The sequence below is a fragment of the Salibacterium aidingense DSM 18341 genome (assembly GCF_000429685.1).
Lineage (GTDB): Bacteria > Bacillota > Bacilli > Bacillales > Marinococcaceae > Salibacterium > Salibacterium aidingense.
Genome location: NZ_AUCI01000003.1, coordinates 143,346 through 158,696, shown reverse-complemented (window position 1 = coordinate 158,696; position 15,351 = coordinate 143,346). Strand labels below are relative to the sequence as shown.

Here is a 15,351-nt window from a genome sequence, read left to right as displayed (position 1 = left end):
AAACGGGTGATGAAAGTTGGCAGCATATATTCCAGAAGAAACGATTTCCGAGATTCAACAATCTCTGGATATTGTCGATATTGTTAGTGAACATATCCAGTTAAAAAAACAGGGAAAACACTATCTGGGGCTTTGTCCCTTTCATGGGGAAAAGACTCCTTCTTTTTCGGTTTCCCCGGAGAAACAGCTTTATCACTGTTTTGGATGCGGCGTCGGAGGAAATGCCATTACCTTCGTTATGGAGATGGAAAATCTGGTATTTGTGGATGCCGTAAAGAAACTTGCGGATAAAACTGGAATATCGGTCCCTGATGTTGGATATTCTAATGCGGAACACGAAACAGCATCGGTGCATCAGGAAAAGAAGGAAGCTCATGAGCTGGCGGCTAAATTTTACCATCATGTGTTAATGAATACGGAACAGGGGAAACAGTCCTATGACTATCTCCTGGAGCGGGGCTTTACCCCGGAAGTGATGGAACGATTCCAGCTTGGCTGTTCTCCGGACCAGCCGGACGTGTTAAAGGGGCTGCTGGAAAAACGGGGATATGACCTGGAGGAGATGGAAACGTGCGGACTGCTGCTTCGTCAGGAATCGAACTGGGAACTGCGGGACCGTTTCCGTCATAGGATTATGTTCCCGATTCGTGAACTGCAGGGCCATACGGTTGGTTTTGGAGGACGCAGCCTGGGAGAGGCAGAACCCAAATACTTGAACAGTCCGGACTCCCCTATTTTTCATAAAAATGAGCTGCTGTACGGCTTTGATATAGCTAGACCTGATATTCGAAGACAGAATGCAGCAGTGTTATTTGAGGGATACGCGGATGTTATTGCTGCGAATACGGCTGGCGTGAAAAATGGCGTGGCTTCTCTTGGAACTTCTTTAACCGAAAGACAGGCTCAAATCATACGTCGTAATACGGAACGTATTATTATCTGCTACGATGGAGATAATGCGGGACAAGGAGCGGCCCAAAAGTCGGGAGAAATTCTGGAACAGCAGGGATTGCTTGTTGAGGTAGCTGTCCTTCCTGCCCGGATGGATCCGGATGATTATATTCAGACTTACGGGTCAGAGCGTTTCCGAAAAGAAGTGATTGAGTCGGCAGTTCCTTTTATGAGCTTTAAAATCCAGGCCCTGAAAAAGGATAAAAATCTTCAGGATGAAGGAGATAGACTGCGGTATATCGAAGAGGTGTTAAAAGAGATAACTCACCTTTCCAAAGCAGTTGAAAGAGATTTTTATCTAAGACAGCTGGCGGAAGAATTTTCTCTGTCTCTGGATGCTTTAAAACAGGAGCAGTACCGGATATATAAAGAGAATGTCAGAAACGGAGCAGGTAAAAACAACAGAGAATACCGCTTCAGCGGCAGACAAAAACGCTGGAATGTGGAAGATTATTCAAAAGAACGGCTGCTGCCTGCTTTTCACAATGCGGAAAGGTATCTGCTTGCTCATATGATGCGGGACAGTCAGGCGTCTCTGGAGGTACAGGAACGGCTGGGCGGCAATTTTAATATAGAAAACCACATTGCCCTGGCCGCGCACCTTTATGCCTACTATGCTGATGGAAAGCCGGCAGACCCCGGGACATTTATCAATCACCTGCATGACCCGGATCTTATCAAAGAAGCTTCTGACATTGCTATGCTTGACATTACGGAGCACATGTCGGAAAATGAATTGGTTGATTATATAGATGAGATTAAAAATTACCCAAAATGGGTAGAAATAGAACAAATCAAACAAAAAATGAAAGAAGCAGAAAGAAATCAAGATGTAGAGCTTGCTGTTAAGCTGGGAAACGAAATAATTGACATGAAAAAAGCCTTGCAAAAATAAACTCGTTAAAGTAAGATATAATGTTATTTTTTATTATTTTCGGGTGGAAAGAAACATTTTTCTGAATATGGAGAGTGTCCCGAGAGAGATATAGCGGTTTGAAGAATGGAAGGAGGGGATCGAGAATGGCTGAAAAACCAACGCGCCCGCTCGCGGAAGGTGAAATGTCGATCGATCAAGTGAAAGAACAGTTACTCGAAACCGGTAAAAAACGAGGAGTACTCTCGTATGCTGAAATAACAGAAAAACTTGCCCCATATGACCAGGATTCGGAACAGATGGACGAGTTTTTTGAATACCTTGGAGAACAAGGTATTGATTTATTAAACGAAGGGGAAGAGGTCCCCAGCATGGAACAGGTCGAAAAAGAGGAAGAAGAACTTGATTTAAATGACTTAAGTGTACCGCCCGGGATTAAAATTAATGACCCGGTAAGAATGTACTTGAAGGAAATCGGCAGGGTTCCACTCTTATCTGCTCAGGAAGAAATCACGTATGCCAAACAAATAGAAGAAGGCGATGATGAAGCAAAACGGCGTCTTGCGGAAGCAAACCTCCGTCTTGTGGTTTCGATCGCGAAAAGATATGTAGGCCGCGGCATGCTGTTTCTGGACCTTATTCAGGAAGGAAATATGGGACTAATTAAAGCCGTAGAAAAATTTGATTATGATAAAGGGTTTAAGTTCAGCACGTATGCGACATGGTGGATACGTCAGGCCATCACAAGGGCCATCGCCGACCAGGCCAGAACGATCCGTATTCCTGTTCACATGGTGGAAACCATAAACAAGCTTATACGGGTCCAGCGCCAGCTGCTGCAGGATCTGGGACGGGAACCGACGCCGGAAGAAGTCTCCAAAGAAATGGACCTGACCCCGGATAAAGTCCGGGAAATCCTGAAAATCGCCCAGGAACCGGTGTCCCTTGAAACCCCGATTGGGGAAGAGGATGATTCCCATCTCGGCGACTTTATTGAAGACCAGGAGGCTACAGCGCCGTCTGATGCAGCCGCGTATGAACTCTTGAAAGAGCAGCTGGAAGATGTCCTGGACACCCTGACGGACCGGGAAGAAAATGTGCTGCGTCTCCGTTTTGGTCTTGATGACGGAAGAACACGCACACTTGAAGAGGTTGGAAAAGTATTCGGCGTGACCAGGGAACGTATCCGCCAGATTGAAGCCAAAGCATTGCGGAAGCTTCGTCATCCAAGCCGGAGCAAGCGTCTAAAAGATTTTTTGGATTAATTGGAAGGAATACCGGGATTGTCTCTAGAACAGAAACAGGAGGCAATCTTTTTCCTTTTGGTACCCTCCTTATCGTGCCAGATGGCAGCAGCCGGCTGCCTACACCCCTGTATTCAGACAGAGGAGATTAGAATGGATGAAGAAAGAAAAGACATTATTTTAAAGGAAATAAGATATTGGAAGGCGAATCAACTGCTGCCGGATCAATATTGTAACTTTTTATTAATGCTGTACTCCGAAGGGGAGGAAGCGGATGAAATGGAAGATAATACGCCTTCCCTTTCTCCTTCCCCCCATAACTTCGGTGTTGTGCTTACCATGCTGCTTGCAGCTGCGGCTGCTTTAATTTTAACATTTATTGTTATTTATTTTACTTCTTTTTCTCTCCTTTTGCAAACGCTCTCGCATCTTATCTTAGCAGCGTTTGTCTTTGCTATGGCTTTTTATGCGAGAAGAAGAAGGGACCATATTCTATTTCATATTCTTATCTCCGCAGGGGCTCTCCTCCTTTTCATTGGAAGCACCACAACAGTGATGCGGTTTGAAGAAAATAATATCCTGCTCCATCTAACCATCCTTTTTCATTGTTCTGTCTGGCTTCTGGCCGGGTTTTATTGGAAGCTGACGTATTTAAAATGGGCCGGAGCGGCCGGAATCATTTTGGCTGTGCTGTTTTCCGCGGCCTCCTGAAAAAAGCGGGATATTTGAACAGGTTGTGACAAAAACTATAAAAGTCTGGTTATAGTCTTTTCTAAACGATAAGAATAAAGTAAAATGAGAAGGAATGCGGAATTATAACGCTTCTTCTTTTGAAGTACATAGAGAAAAGGGGGAAATGGTCGTGAAAGGTAAACCTCTCATTCCGTTTTTCCTCATTGCGGTTGCCGGTTTGCTGTTGACTTTAGGTTTATCCCTTGTGGGAGTGAATCAACAGGCAGGTGACGGCGGCGAGGAAGAAGCGGCAGAACAAGACCCGGTGGAATACGGGGAAGAAGTTGCAATGGAAAACTGCGTGTCCTGTCATGGCGACAACTTAGAAGGAGCCAGCGGCCCTGATCTTACCACGGCAGGAGAGAAATATTCAGCAGAGGAGATTGCTGATATTGCTCAGAATGGTACCGGCGATATGCCGAGCGGTATTGCCAATGCAGAAGAAGCGCAGGCTATTGCAGAATACCTGATGTCGCTTTCAGAAGAATAAAAAGAAGGAGGGGCCGCGCTGCCTCTCCTTCTTTTCCATATAAGAGAGGAAAAGAAAAAGGATGAACAAAAATCATTTGTCGAAGAGACTTTTTGCGGTTGCTGAACATATTCCAGCAGGAGCGGTAATAGCAGATATAGGAACGGATCATGGAATTCTGCCTATTTATGCGGTGAAACAAGGTACAGCGGTTTCTGCCATTGCTTCTGATGTCAATGCCGGCCCTCTCGAGTCGGCCCGGAATAATATCGCAGCCGAACAATTAGAATCCCGTATAATAACAAGGGCAGGGGACGGGCTGCAGGCACTAAAAAAAGAAGACAATGTGGACACCGTCATTATCGCAGGAATGGGGGGAGCCCTGATCACTTCCATGTTGAACGAGGGGACCTGCCCCCTGCAGAATGTACAACGACTTATTCTGCAGCCTAACCTTGGCGCGGAAGAAATCCGCAGATGGCTACTCCATAACCACTGGCAGCTGACTTCGGAAAGTATAATAGAAGAAAGCGGAAAAATTTATGAAATTTTAACTGCTGTGAAAGGGAACGGAGACAAACCTTATAGTGATAACATGGAAAGAATAGAGGCCGAGCTGTTATTTGGCCCATTTTTGCTCCAGAAGAAGAATAGGGCTTTTGTAAAAAAGTGGTCGAGGGAAAAGAAGCAGTGGGAAACCATTATAAGCGAACTAAATAAAGCAGAGGAACCGCGGCAGGTAGCTGCAAAAAAGAGAGAACTACAAAAGAAAATAAATTTGGCTGAGGAGGTTTTAACATATGAAACCAGCTAATGGTCAGGCCGTTATTCAAGCGTTTGAACAGTGGGCGCCCAAGTCACTGGCTCTGGAAGGGGATAAAGCAGGGCTCATGCTTGGCACGTTAAATAAACCGGTCCGTCAGGTAATGACCGCCCTGGATGTCTCCGAAGAAGTAGTTGACGAAGCGGTAAGAAAAAATGTAGATTTAATTATTGCTCATCACCCTCTTATCTTTAAACCGTTAAAACAAATAGAGACATCGAGGGGACAGGGACCTATTATTGAAAAATGTATAAAACATGATATTGCTGTGTACGCCGCTCATACGAATCTGGATATAGCCGGCGGCGGAGTAAATGATATGCTGGCTGAAGCACTGGGTCTGGAACACACGGAAGTGCTGGTACCAACGCAGGAAATTCCGTTAAAGAAACTGACTGCTTTTGTTCCAGAGGATCATGTGGAAACCGTCCGTCAGGCGCTCGGCGATGCAGGAGCAGGACATATCGGTGATTACAGTCACTGTACATTTACTGCCGGGGGAACGGGGACATTTATCCCCGGGGACAATACGGACCCTTATTTAGGTACGCAGGGGAAAATGGAGTATGCTGCGGAAAAAAGAATGGAAACCATTGTACCCGAAAACATGTTACCCTGCGTTATCAAAGCGCTGGAAAAAGCGCATCCCTATGAAGAACCAGCTTACGATGTATATCCCCTGGATCTTGAAGGGGAGATCCTTGGGCTGGGAAGGGCCGGCTATATGAAGAAGCCTGTTTCCTTTGAGACTTTTATTGAAAACGTGAAAGAGGCCTTTGATGTCTCCCATATCCGTACTGCCGGACCAGAACCGAAGGAAGTCAGAAAAGTTGCCATCCTGGGAGGAGACGGCAATAAATACTGGAATTACGCGTTAAGAAAAGGAGCAGACGTCTATATCACCGGTGATTTGTATTATCACGTCGCGCAGGATGCCGCGCTGGAAGGGTTAAGTATGATCGATCCAGGCCATCATATAGAAAAGATTATGAAGAAAGGCGTGAAACGAAAAATGGAAACGCTGGTGGAGCCGGCCAAATATGAGACAACTTTTATTGCTTCCGACGTTACAACTGAACCGTTCCGCTTTAAATAAAATAAAAAACCGGCCCGCAACTGGGGAACCACGAAGATATGCGCTGCAGGCGGGCCGTCCGCCCTCCTCATAGAAAAGGAGCTGTATCTTTTGATACAGCTCCGAAGCGTCCGTCTTCCGTTTTATCACAACGGCGGGCGGACATATATTCCGCTATTTCTCTGATTTTTCCCCTTTTGAAGGAGAGATGGGACATTTGTGCCGCTATTTCCCCTTTTCAACGTTATAGAAGCAGTCGCAAGCTTTGATAGCGGAATATATGTCCGAAAAAGCCTCCACGGACTGTAAAATCCGCCATATAACGGAGCCACTTTGTCTATCCTATTTACTTTGATTTCGTCTTCACTTTCGGAAGGATTTTGGACGTTTCTACCTGTTTTTCCGCATTCCAGGTAGATGGATCATTTTCATCGTACTGTTTCAAGAACTCAATCACTTCTTTCGTGATTGGTGTCGGAGTAGAAGCACCTGCGGTGACAGCAATCGTCTCAATTCCCTGCAGCCACTCCAGGTTCAGTTCGGAGATATCGGCAATGCGGCGTGCCGGTGTCCCGGCGATGTTTTCCGATACCTGGGCAAGCCGGTTGGAATTATTACTCTTTGGATCCCCGATAACGAGCATTAATTCTGCCTCTTTTGCCTGTTCCGCGACAGCTTCCTGACGAACCTGGGTCGCCATGCAGATTTCATTGTGAATCTCTGCATCAGGGAAGCGGTTTAAGGCTTCACTCATGATATCGGAAACATCCCACTGGCTCATCGTCGTCTGATTGGTGATAGTAATTTTATTGGTTGGGATATCGAGTTCCTTAACGTCATCCATGGTTTCCACCAGATGGACGACATCAGGAGCAACGCCCACGGCACCTTCCGGCTCAGGATGCCCCTTTTTGCCGATATAAATGATGTGGTAGCCCTCTTCTTTTTTATCACGGATTAAATCATGGGTGCGTGTAACATCCGGGCAGGTGGCATCCACCGTGGTCAATCCTTTTTCTCTTGCCAGCTCACGCACTTCCGGGGAAACACCGTGAGCGGTGAAAATCACCGTTCCTTTTTCCACTTCTCTCAGAATTTCTAAACGGTTGGGCCCGTCCAAAGAAATGATACCTTCTTCATCAAAAGCCTCGGTAACGTGTGTATTATGAACGATCATTCCCAAAATATAAATAGGGCGCGGCAGTTCTAAATTACTGGCCGCTTGTTTTGCCAGTACCATCGCGTCGACAACACCGTAGCAATAGCCCCTCGGGGATATCTTAATAACTTCCATAACAGCCTCCTCTGAAACTGATTCCATTATAGTCGTCTATTCAATAGACGCGCACGCATTGCAAATGCTCTATCAGTTGAATGCTACGGTCATTATACTATCTATACTGCTAATTGTAAAAGAAGACGATGGTCGAAAGTCGATGACTGCGGGCCCTATATATACAGTTTCGGAGGTGGGGTATCAAAGTCATCTATATCGGCCGTATTCCAATCGTAATTTGTTGTTTTTTCCGTATCCTCCAAAACACCTTCCGAAAATCCCGTCGAAGGGGCGGCAGATAAAAGTTTCCATAACGTAGGAAGCTGCCGGACGATGGGATAGTACTGCTTGACATATGGAGCAACGGTTTGAGCAATACGTATCATGTTCTGAACCTGGGGGAGCAGGGTATGCAAAGACGGAACCTGGGATATAAAAGGCGCAGGGGAAAACGGACTTCGTTCTACAGGCGGTTGATAAGAAAATGGAAACGGCTGTCTGAATTCATCGGCAGCAGGACCAGGAACACGCGGTTCCGGTGGAAAAGGTGGGTATAATGAAGACAATGTCATCATCCTTTCTGCAAATGGGGTTTAAGAAAGCTGTGTTTTTGCCATGTTTATGATAAAATATGATAGCATCTTCCTTGTTGTGCAGATACAAGGACATTTTCGTTTACTTTTCAGGAAGGCGGTTAAGAATGAAAGCTTTTCAGCGCTTTAATTTGCCTCCTTATTTATTAGAGGCATTACAAACTCAAAAAATATCCCAGCCGACGGAAATACAGGAAAGGCTGATTCCGGCTATTTTAAATAAAAGGGACGTGATCGGGCAGTCACAGACTGGTACCGGTAAGACACTCGCTTTTCTGCTTCCGGTTGCTGCCCGTGTTGAACCGGAGAATGAAAAGATTCAGGCAGTTATTACAGCCCCTACAAGAGAGCTGGCCTCCCAGCTTCACCATGAACTGCGAAAGCTTCTGGAAGACGGCGAGGGCCAGCGAATTTCAATAAAAAGTCTGACTGGCGGCACAGACCGGCAGAAGTCTATTGAAAAGCTTCAAAAACAGCCTCACATTATTATCGCGACGCCGGGGCGGTTAAAAGATATGAGTGACAGCGGTGCCATTGACATAAGCGCCGTAGAAATGCTGGTGATTGATGAAGCAGATCAAATGCTGGACATGGGATTTATAGAAGACATTGACCCTGTAGCAGCAAGAATGCCGGATACTCTCCAGATGCTGGTGTTTTCTGCAACCATTCCGGAGCAGTTACAGCCTTTTTTAAGAAAGTACATGAGTTCCCCTCGTCATGTGCAGGTACAGCCTGAACATGCGGCACCGGCAGCCATTGATCATTATTTTATCCCTTTGAAGCATAGAGATCGAACGGGTGTGACGGTGCAGCTGGCAGCTCAATTACGGCCGTATTTCGCTATCATATTTACCTCGACGAAAGAGGAAGCTGATGAGGTTTCGGATGCTATGATAACCTCCGGAATACAGGTCGACACGCTGCATGGTGATATTGCTCCCCGTCAGCGCAAACAGGTAATGAGAAACATCGAAAAATTAGAAGTACAGTATCTTGTGGCGACGGATCTAGCCGCCAGAGGTATGGACATTAAAGGTGTCTCACATATTATTAACCATTCTCTTCCAAATGAGCTGGGATATTATGTACACAGAGCAGGACGTACCGGACGGGCAGGCGCTTCTGGAGAGGTTTATACGCTTGTAGATGAACAAACAGAGTATCCTCGTGTGAAGTCTCTTGAGAACCAGGGGATTACATGCCGGTTTCTGGAGTTTAAAAAAGAACAATTCCACCTGATGGATAGTCCACTTACCAATATAAGCAAAAATAAACGCCGTCCTTCTTCTCCAGAAATAAAAGAACCGAAACCTAAGAAGGTGAAACCGGGATATAAAAAGAAAGCCAGAGAAAAAGCGCAAAGAAGACAGAAAAACAATAAAAAGAAATAGGAGGAATAAACAGTGTTAATAGGTTCCCACGTGTCTATGAATGGAAAAAAAATGCTTCTGGGTTCGAGTGAAGAGGCAGCATCGTATCATGCGACTGCGATGATGATTTATACTGGCGCTCCGCAAAACACCCGCAGAAAAGCGATAGAGGATTTAAATATAGAGAACGGCAGACAGCATATGAAAGAGAACGGTATAGAAAGTGTGGTTGTCCACGCCCCTTATATTATTAATATAGCGAACACCACAAAGCCGGAAACCTTTCAGCTCGGAGTAGACTTTTTACGTTCTGAAGTGGACAGGACGGAAGCAATCGGAGCGAAACAGATCGTTTTGCATCCGGGCTCTCATGTAGGGGAAGGAGCTGATAAAGGAATAGCTAAAATCATTGAAGGATTAAATGAAGTGATTGACCCCTCCCAGGATGTACAAATTGCGCTCGAAACAATGGCTGGAAAAGGATCGGAATGCGGACGCAGCTTCGAAGAACTTGCTGCCATTATAGACGGTGTCACCCATAACGAGAAACTATCGGTCTGTTTTGATACCTGTCATACCCATGATGCCGGCTATGATATCATACATGACTTTGAAGGCGTGCTGCATACGTTTGATGAAATAATTGGTCTGGATCGTTTAAAGGTACTGCACGTCAATGACAGTAAGAATGAAAAAGGAGCGGGAAAAGACCGTCACGAGAACATAGGTTTTGGGTATATTGGATTTGATGCATTGAAGGATATCGTTCATCATCCTGTTTTTGAAAATGTTCCTAAGATATTGGAAACCCCTTACGTCGGAACGGATAAGAAAAATAAAAAGCCTCCGTACAAACACGAAATTGAAATGCTCTGTACAAAGGCGTTTAACGACAATATGAAAGAAGAACTGATTTCCTAAACATTGTTCAGCAGGCCGCTTCCTTGGTCTGCTGATTTTTACCCGAAGTACTGTTGAAACAGCTGTTCTATAGCACGGAAGGTTTCCGGAGAAACATTCTGCTCCACTTTTTCCAATACCGCATATAACGAAGGCTGATCGTCCATGCTCCAGCTGCTGTTTTGTACGATGTTCAGAACAGTAGCTGCTTCTTCATACGTTACTGTAATCCCAAAGAGATTTCCATAATGAATAAGGTCTTTTGGATGCATTTCCGAGATTTTGTATTTAACCCATTGTTCCTTAAAATGATTCATAGGGCACTCTCCTCCAGCATAGTGTAATATTATGAAGCCCGACAAAACACTCCCTGCCATCGTATGTGGCAGAATAAGAAATGTACCGGTTTAAAATAATCTCAAATAAAAAACAAAAAATGTAGTAATTTTTGAAAATTTTAGTATAATTGAAAATAGAGCAAAAAATGATATGATTGTATTATAGATATAAAATGATATTTGGGGGTTGGTTTAATCAAGGAGGGGTTACATGTACCAATCGCTGCGTACATTAAGCACAACAGATTTTCAAGAAGAGTTTGAGCAGCTGAAAACAGATGTCGTTGAGCTTCTGCTTACAAAGGAAGGGCTTATTTTATCAGTGAATGAACCGGGCAAAGCTTTATTCTCTGAAAATCATTCGTTTTTCGCCTATGTTCCTCCGGTATTTAGAAAACAGGCAGAACAATTCTTGCAAAAGATCATGTCGCATGGGACATGCATGGAAGTACCCCTTTTACACACTTTCAAAGACAGAGGGATGTATATCCAGTACAATGGCATGTATACCAATGAGTATATATTGCTTACTGGACAAAAACCCGTAGATGCTGGGTTTTCTATTGAAACTTCAGAAATGCTCCAGCAGTTTGAACATGCCAGTGTCATCGTCAATTCAGACATGGAAATTGAATTATGCAATAATGCTTTTAACTCTTATATGGAGATGGAAGACAAGGAAGGCAATGTTCAACATTTTTCAAAGGATATATATGTCTTAAGCAGCGCAAAAGAAGGACTTGATGTGGCACCGAAACTCATAGAAGAAGTGCTGGAAAAGAAAAAATCGCTGGAGCTGGAAGTGAAAAATGAACAATCCGAAAAATGGCTGTATTTAAAAGGTGTATACTTAAAAGGAACCCATTGTGTTTTACTGATGATATACGATCTGACGTATGAAAAAAAGTATCACCATCTTCTGACGTATCAGGATCAGATGGAATCGGTCTCCTATCTTTCCGCCGGCGTAGCCCATGAATTGCGGAATCCTTTATCAGTGATTAAAGGGTTTTTGCAGCTGTCTTCTTTAACGGACAGCTTCCACAAATACTCAGATACCATTTTATCGGAAGTGGAAAGAATGAATGAGATTATTGATAACTTTCTTTCGGTAGCACGGAAGAAAGTAAAGAAAGAACCTAAGGATCCCGGAGATCTTCTGGACAGTGTTATTGATATTATGAGGTCGGAGTGTTTGATGCAGGGGGTGCATTTTCAGTACAAGGTGGAACCGGTGGAAGGGCAGATCGAAGTGAATGAATCTTCATTTAAACAGATTATCTTAAATGCCCTCCGTAATTCGATGGATGCGTTTCCAGAAGGAAGAAAAGACAATAGGTTTTCACTCGAAAGTTATGCCCGCAATGACAGCCTCATGATTCGTTTAGAAGATAACGGCGAAGGTATTCCGGAAGAAGTCCTCCGCAATATTGGGAAACCGTTCTTTACCACAAAAGAAAAAGGGACTGGCGTCGGGATTCCATTATGCAAAAAAATTATGCAGGAACATAATGGCACATTTGATATTGAGAGTGAACCAGGAAAAGGAACCGTGATAACATTATCCTTCCCCTTAAATATTAAGTAAAACCAATAGAAACCAATTCTGTGAGAGGAAAGCAGGATTGGTTTTTTATGTAAGGATGGAATGTAAAATATCGTGGGAAACTCATGTAAAACAACACACCTTCGTTGACGGGGGCCCTCCCTTGTGATAAAAACTGGTATCGTGGCCGTTTATCAAAAAGCTGTATGTTTAGGGGCAAGGCGGAAAGGGAACGAGCCGTCTGGTTCGTTTTCAACAATGGAGCCTGCGTAAGCAGAAGAAACGGAGGTGAATCATTTGAATTCTATATCGTTGAGATGGACAGGCCTGCTGCTGCCTGTTTTGTTATTGTTGTCTGCTTTTGATAAATCTCACATCGAAGAGCTGGAAGGAAAAAGCGAAGAATTGGAGCACGCCATAGATTTTGAGGAGAAGATGCCGTTTTTACAGGAATCAGAACAGCTGACGTGGGATGCCGGTTACCATGAGTGGACGGATGCCAGGCAGGAAGCAGCTGTACTCAGGGAAGAGAGCGGGGATGAATTTCCTTTAGACTGGGGCACTTATATGGTATATCAAGCAAAGAAAAAAGAAATCAGCCCCGCTCTTGTCTATGAATTGTTACATGTGGAGACAGGGGGAACCTTTGACCCAACATTGACAGGACCTCCGACAGAATACGGCCGCGCTTATGGTCTGGGACAATTCATGAAAAACACAGGTCCCTGGATTGCAGATCTATCCGGACTTCCATACAGGGATTCTTTATTATTTGATCCTTATTATTCCATCCAATTATCGATTGAGTATCTAGATTACTTGCATGATAAATATAATGACTGGGATCAGGCTTTGACAGCTTATCACCGCGGAGTGGGGGGCTTAGAAGCATATGAAAGCCGCCATGGAAACGCAGAAAGCTGGTATGCGGAAGAAATCCAGAAGAAGGCGGACAAGAAAGAAGAATTACTGGCCGCTGAATAATATAAAAAGGCTCGTACAGAAGCGGAGCAGGTTCCCTGTACGAGCCTTTTATTCATCCTGGTGATCAATAAAACGGGCAGCACGTTCGAACAAAAGCAGCTGGCTGTTTATGGCTTCTTCGGAATGTTCCCGGACCGCGTAATGATATTTCCCGGAGTCGTCCTGTATCCTTGCTTTTTGGTTATCCTTGAGGGTTATTTGCAGTATTGTTTTTAATCTGTCTTTCAGCTCGTTTTCCAAAATAGGAAACATGATTTCGATTCGTTTTTCCATGTTCCGGGTCATCCAGTCGGCAGACGATAGAAACATTTTTTCCTCCCCGTTATGGTGGAAAAAGAAAATTCGGCTGTGTTCGAGAAAACGGCCTACGATGCTGCGGACGGTGATATTTTCACTGATCCCCTCAATTCCAGGGCATAGGCAGCAGATGCCCCGGACGATCAGGTCAATCTTCACTCCGGCTCTTGACGCTTCGTACAGTTTTAAAATAATCGGCTTGTCGGTAAGGGAGTTCATTTTGGCAATGATCCGGCCTTTCCCATGCTTTTTGTGGGAGGCGATTTCCTCTTCCATATAAGCCAGCAGCTGCTCTCTGATTTCAAGGGGAGAAGTGGAAATATAATTCCATTCCGGTTTGGTGCGGTAGCCGCTTAAATAGTTAAAGAAATTGGTGGCATCTTCTCCAAATTCCTGACGGCAGGTTAACAGCCCCATGTCTGTATACTGTTTTGCTGTAGAGTCATTGTAATTCCCTGTTCCCAGGTGGACAAAACGCTGGATACGGCCCCGGGTCTGTCTGACTACGAGGGTGATTTTACTATGCGTTTTTAAGCTTGTAATTCCGTAAATGACGTGGACGCCTGCTTTTTCTAATTTTTTGGCCCATTGGATGTTGTTCTCTTCATCGAATCTCGCTTTCAGTTCCACAAGCACGGTTACCTGCTTGCCGTTTTCCGCTGCTTCCGCTAACGCATGGACAATGGGGGAATCTCCGCTGACACGATACAAAGTCTGTTTAATAGCCAGCACTTCCGGATCTTCGGCCGCTGCAGCCATGAAATCAACCACAGGCTGAAAAGACTCATATGGGTGGTGAAGAAATATGTCTTTTTTTTCAATAGCGGAAAAAATATCAGTTTCTCTAATTAAATCCTCGGGCGGCTGAGGTATTAATGTCTCATATACAAGATGCTCCGAGTCTTCAGCTAATTGATTGTAAAGAGAAAACAGAAAGGTCAAATCCAGCGGTCCTCTTAACCGGTAGACATCATTAGGGTGAATTTCCAACTCTTCTGTTAAATATTCAAGGATTTTATTGTCCATTAAACCGATCTGATATTCCAGACGGACGGCGGCGCCCCATTTTCTTTTCTTGAGTTCTTTTTCAATCTCCACGAGCAGATCCCGGGCCCCTTCTTCGTGTATCGTAAGGTCTGCGTTGCGGGTAATCCTGAACGGGGAGACCGACGAGACTTTATATCCGACAAACAATTCGCCGATAAACTCGCTGATGACCTGCTCCAGCATAATAAATTGGTTCCGGCTGGTTCCTCCGGATGGGAGTTTAATGAAACGATTCAACACCGCAGGAACCTGCACAATAGCAATCTGTTCGTTATGTAGATTGGTCGTTTCTTTTAACAAAACAGCCAGGTTTATGGACTTACTTAAAAGAATAGGAAAAGGACGATAAGCATCAACAGCCAGAGGAGTGAGCACAGGGAAAATATACTCTTTAAAATAGTATTTTACAAAGGTTAACTGTTCGGTGTTCAGTTCCTCGAGTGATAAAAATTCAATATGCTCCTGATGAAGCAGAGCCATTAACGTTTCTGTGAAAAAATCATCCTGGAGATGAACCAGTTCTCTATTTTTTTTTGTGATTTCTTTTAACTGCTGTTTTGGAGTAAGGCCTGCTTTATTTTCCGGCTTGTTATATCCAGCTTCTACCTGATCCTTTAATCCTGCCACCCGGACCATAAAAAACTCGTCCAGATTAGAACTGAAGATAGCCAGGAATTTCAGGCGTTCCAATAAGGGATTGGTTTCGTCAATGGCCTCTTCCAGGACTCTTTCATTAAAAGCCAGCCAGCTTAACTCCCGGTTGTTATAATAGGCTGGATTATTTAAATCAACGCTTGGATATTCATCGGAAGTCATGGTATCCTGCACC

The 15,351-nt window shown here is 44.4% G+C and carries 14 protein-coding genes; 10 read left to right on the top strand and 4 right to left on the bottom strand.

The features are described from left to right. Window positions 1-16: 16 nt before the first annotated feature. From dnaG to G475_RS0104900, 6 genes are all read left to right on the top strand, one after another. The gene (gene dnaG, locus G475_RS0104925) at window positions 17-1,846 is read left to right on the top strand and encodes a DNA primase (protein ID WP_026700328.1); all 1,830 of its coding nucleotides are present in this window, start codon (window positions 17-19) and stop codon (window positions 1,844-1,846) included. A 125-nt stretch (window positions 1,847-1,971) separates the two neighbouring features. Next, window positions 1,972-3,090 carry an RNA polymerase sigma factor RpoD gene (rpoD, locus tag G475_RS0104920; RefSeq protein ID WP_026700327.1) on the top strand — a complete coding sequence of 373 codons (1,119 nt, stop codon included), beginning with the start codon at window positions 1,972-1,974 and terminating at the stop codon, window positions 3,088-3,090. 132 nt (window positions 3,091-3,222) lie between these two features. Beyond that, entirely contained in the window at window positions 3,223-3,780 is a 558-nt protein-coding gene (locus G475_RS0104915; protein WP_026700326.1) for a hypothetical protein, read from the top strand. Between the two features lie 151 nt (window positions 3,781-3,931). After that, on the top strand, window positions 3,932-4,291 hold the full coding sequence (cccA, locus tag G475_RS0104910; protein ID WP_026700325.1) for a cytochrome c550: 360 nt from the start codon (window positions 3,932-3,934) through the stop codon (window positions 4,289-4,291). Between the two features lie 61 nt (window positions 4,292-4,352). Beyond that, window positions 4,353-5,084: a tRNA (adenine(22)-N(1))-methyltransferase gene (locus tag G475_RS0104905; protein WP_026700324.1), complete on the top strand. Its 732-nt coding sequence runs from the start codon at window positions 4,353-4,355 to the stop codon at window positions 5,082-5,084. Then, window positions 5,071-6,189, top strand: coding sequence for a Nif3-like dinuclear metal center hexameric protein (locus G475_RS0104900; RefSeq protein ID WP_026700323.1), 1,119 nt, complete (start codon window positions 5,071-5,073; stop codon window positions 6,187-6,189). Before G475_RS0104905 ends, G475_RS0104900 begins: the two co-directional genes overlap by 14 nt. Window positions 6,190-6,514: 325 nt before the next feature. Here G475_RS0104900 and G475_RS0104890 read toward each other — a convergent pair whose 3' ends face one another. Next, complete coding sequence (locus G475_RS0104890; protein WP_026700322.1) at window positions 6,515-7,462, bottom strand: 4-hydroxy-3-methylbut-2-enyl diphosphate reductase; 948 nt, start codon at window positions 7,460-7,462, stop codon at window positions 6,515-6,517. A gap of 155 nt (window positions 7,463-7,617) precedes the next feature. Then, window positions 7,618-8,010: a VrrA/YqfQ family protein gene (vrrA, locus tag G475_RS0104885; protein WP_026700321.1), complete on the bottom strand. Its 393-nt coding sequence runs from the start codon at window positions 8,008-8,010 to the stop codon at window positions 7,618-7,620. Between the two features lie 134 nt (window positions 8,011-8,144). Here vrrA and G475_RS0104880 point away from each other — a divergent pair, with 134 nt between their 5' ends. Beyond that, complete coding sequence (locus G475_RS0104880) at window positions 8,145-9,431, top strand: DEAD/DEAH box helicase (RefSeq protein WP_026700320.1); 1,287 nt, start codon at window positions 8,145-8,147, stop codon at window positions 9,429-9,431. Between the two features lie 12 nt (window positions 9,432-9,443). Further along, window positions 9,444-10,331, top strand: coding sequence for a deoxyribonuclease IV (locus G475_RS0104875; protein ID WP_026700319.1), 888 nt, complete (start codon window positions 9,444-9,446; stop codon window positions 10,329-10,331). Between the two features lie 38 nt (window positions 10,332-10,369). On the opposite strand, the gene G475_RS0104870 is transcribed toward G475_RS0104875, so the two are convergent. After that, on the bottom strand, window positions 10,370-10,627 hold the full coding sequence (locus G475_RS0104870; RefSeq protein ID WP_026700318.1) for a DUF2624 family protein: 258 nt from the start codon (window positions 10,625-10,627) through the stop codon (window positions 10,370-10,372). A gap of 232 nt (window positions 10,628-10,859) precedes the next feature. Here G475_RS0104870 and G475_RS26270 point away from each other — a divergent pair, with 232 nt between their 5' ends. Together G475_RS26270 and G475_RS24255 are read left to right on the top strand one after the other, a co-directional pair. After that, window positions 10,860-12,236, top strand: coding sequence for a two-component system sensor histidine kinase NtrB (locus G475_RS26270; protein ID WP_051302179.1), 1,377 nt, complete (start codon window positions 10,860-10,862; stop codon window positions 12,234-12,236). 255 nt (window positions 12,237-12,491) lie between these two features. Further along, window positions 12,492-13,178, top strand: coding sequence for a lytic transglycosylase domain-containing protein (locus G475_RS24255; RefSeq protein WP_051302175.1), 687 nt, complete (start codon window positions 12,492-12,494; stop codon window positions 13,176-13,178). 48 nt (window positions 13,179-13,226) lie between these two features. Here the strand turns inward: G475_RS24255 and G475_RS0104855 are convergent, their stop codons facing one another. Continuing rightward, window positions 13,227-15,338, bottom strand: a complete 2,112-nt coding sequence (locus G475_RS0104855) for an RNA degradosome polyphosphate kinase (RefSeq protein WP_026700317.1) — start codon at window positions 15,336-15,338, stop codon at window positions 13,227-13,229. Between the last annotated feature and the right edge of the window lie 13 nt (window positions 15,339-15,351).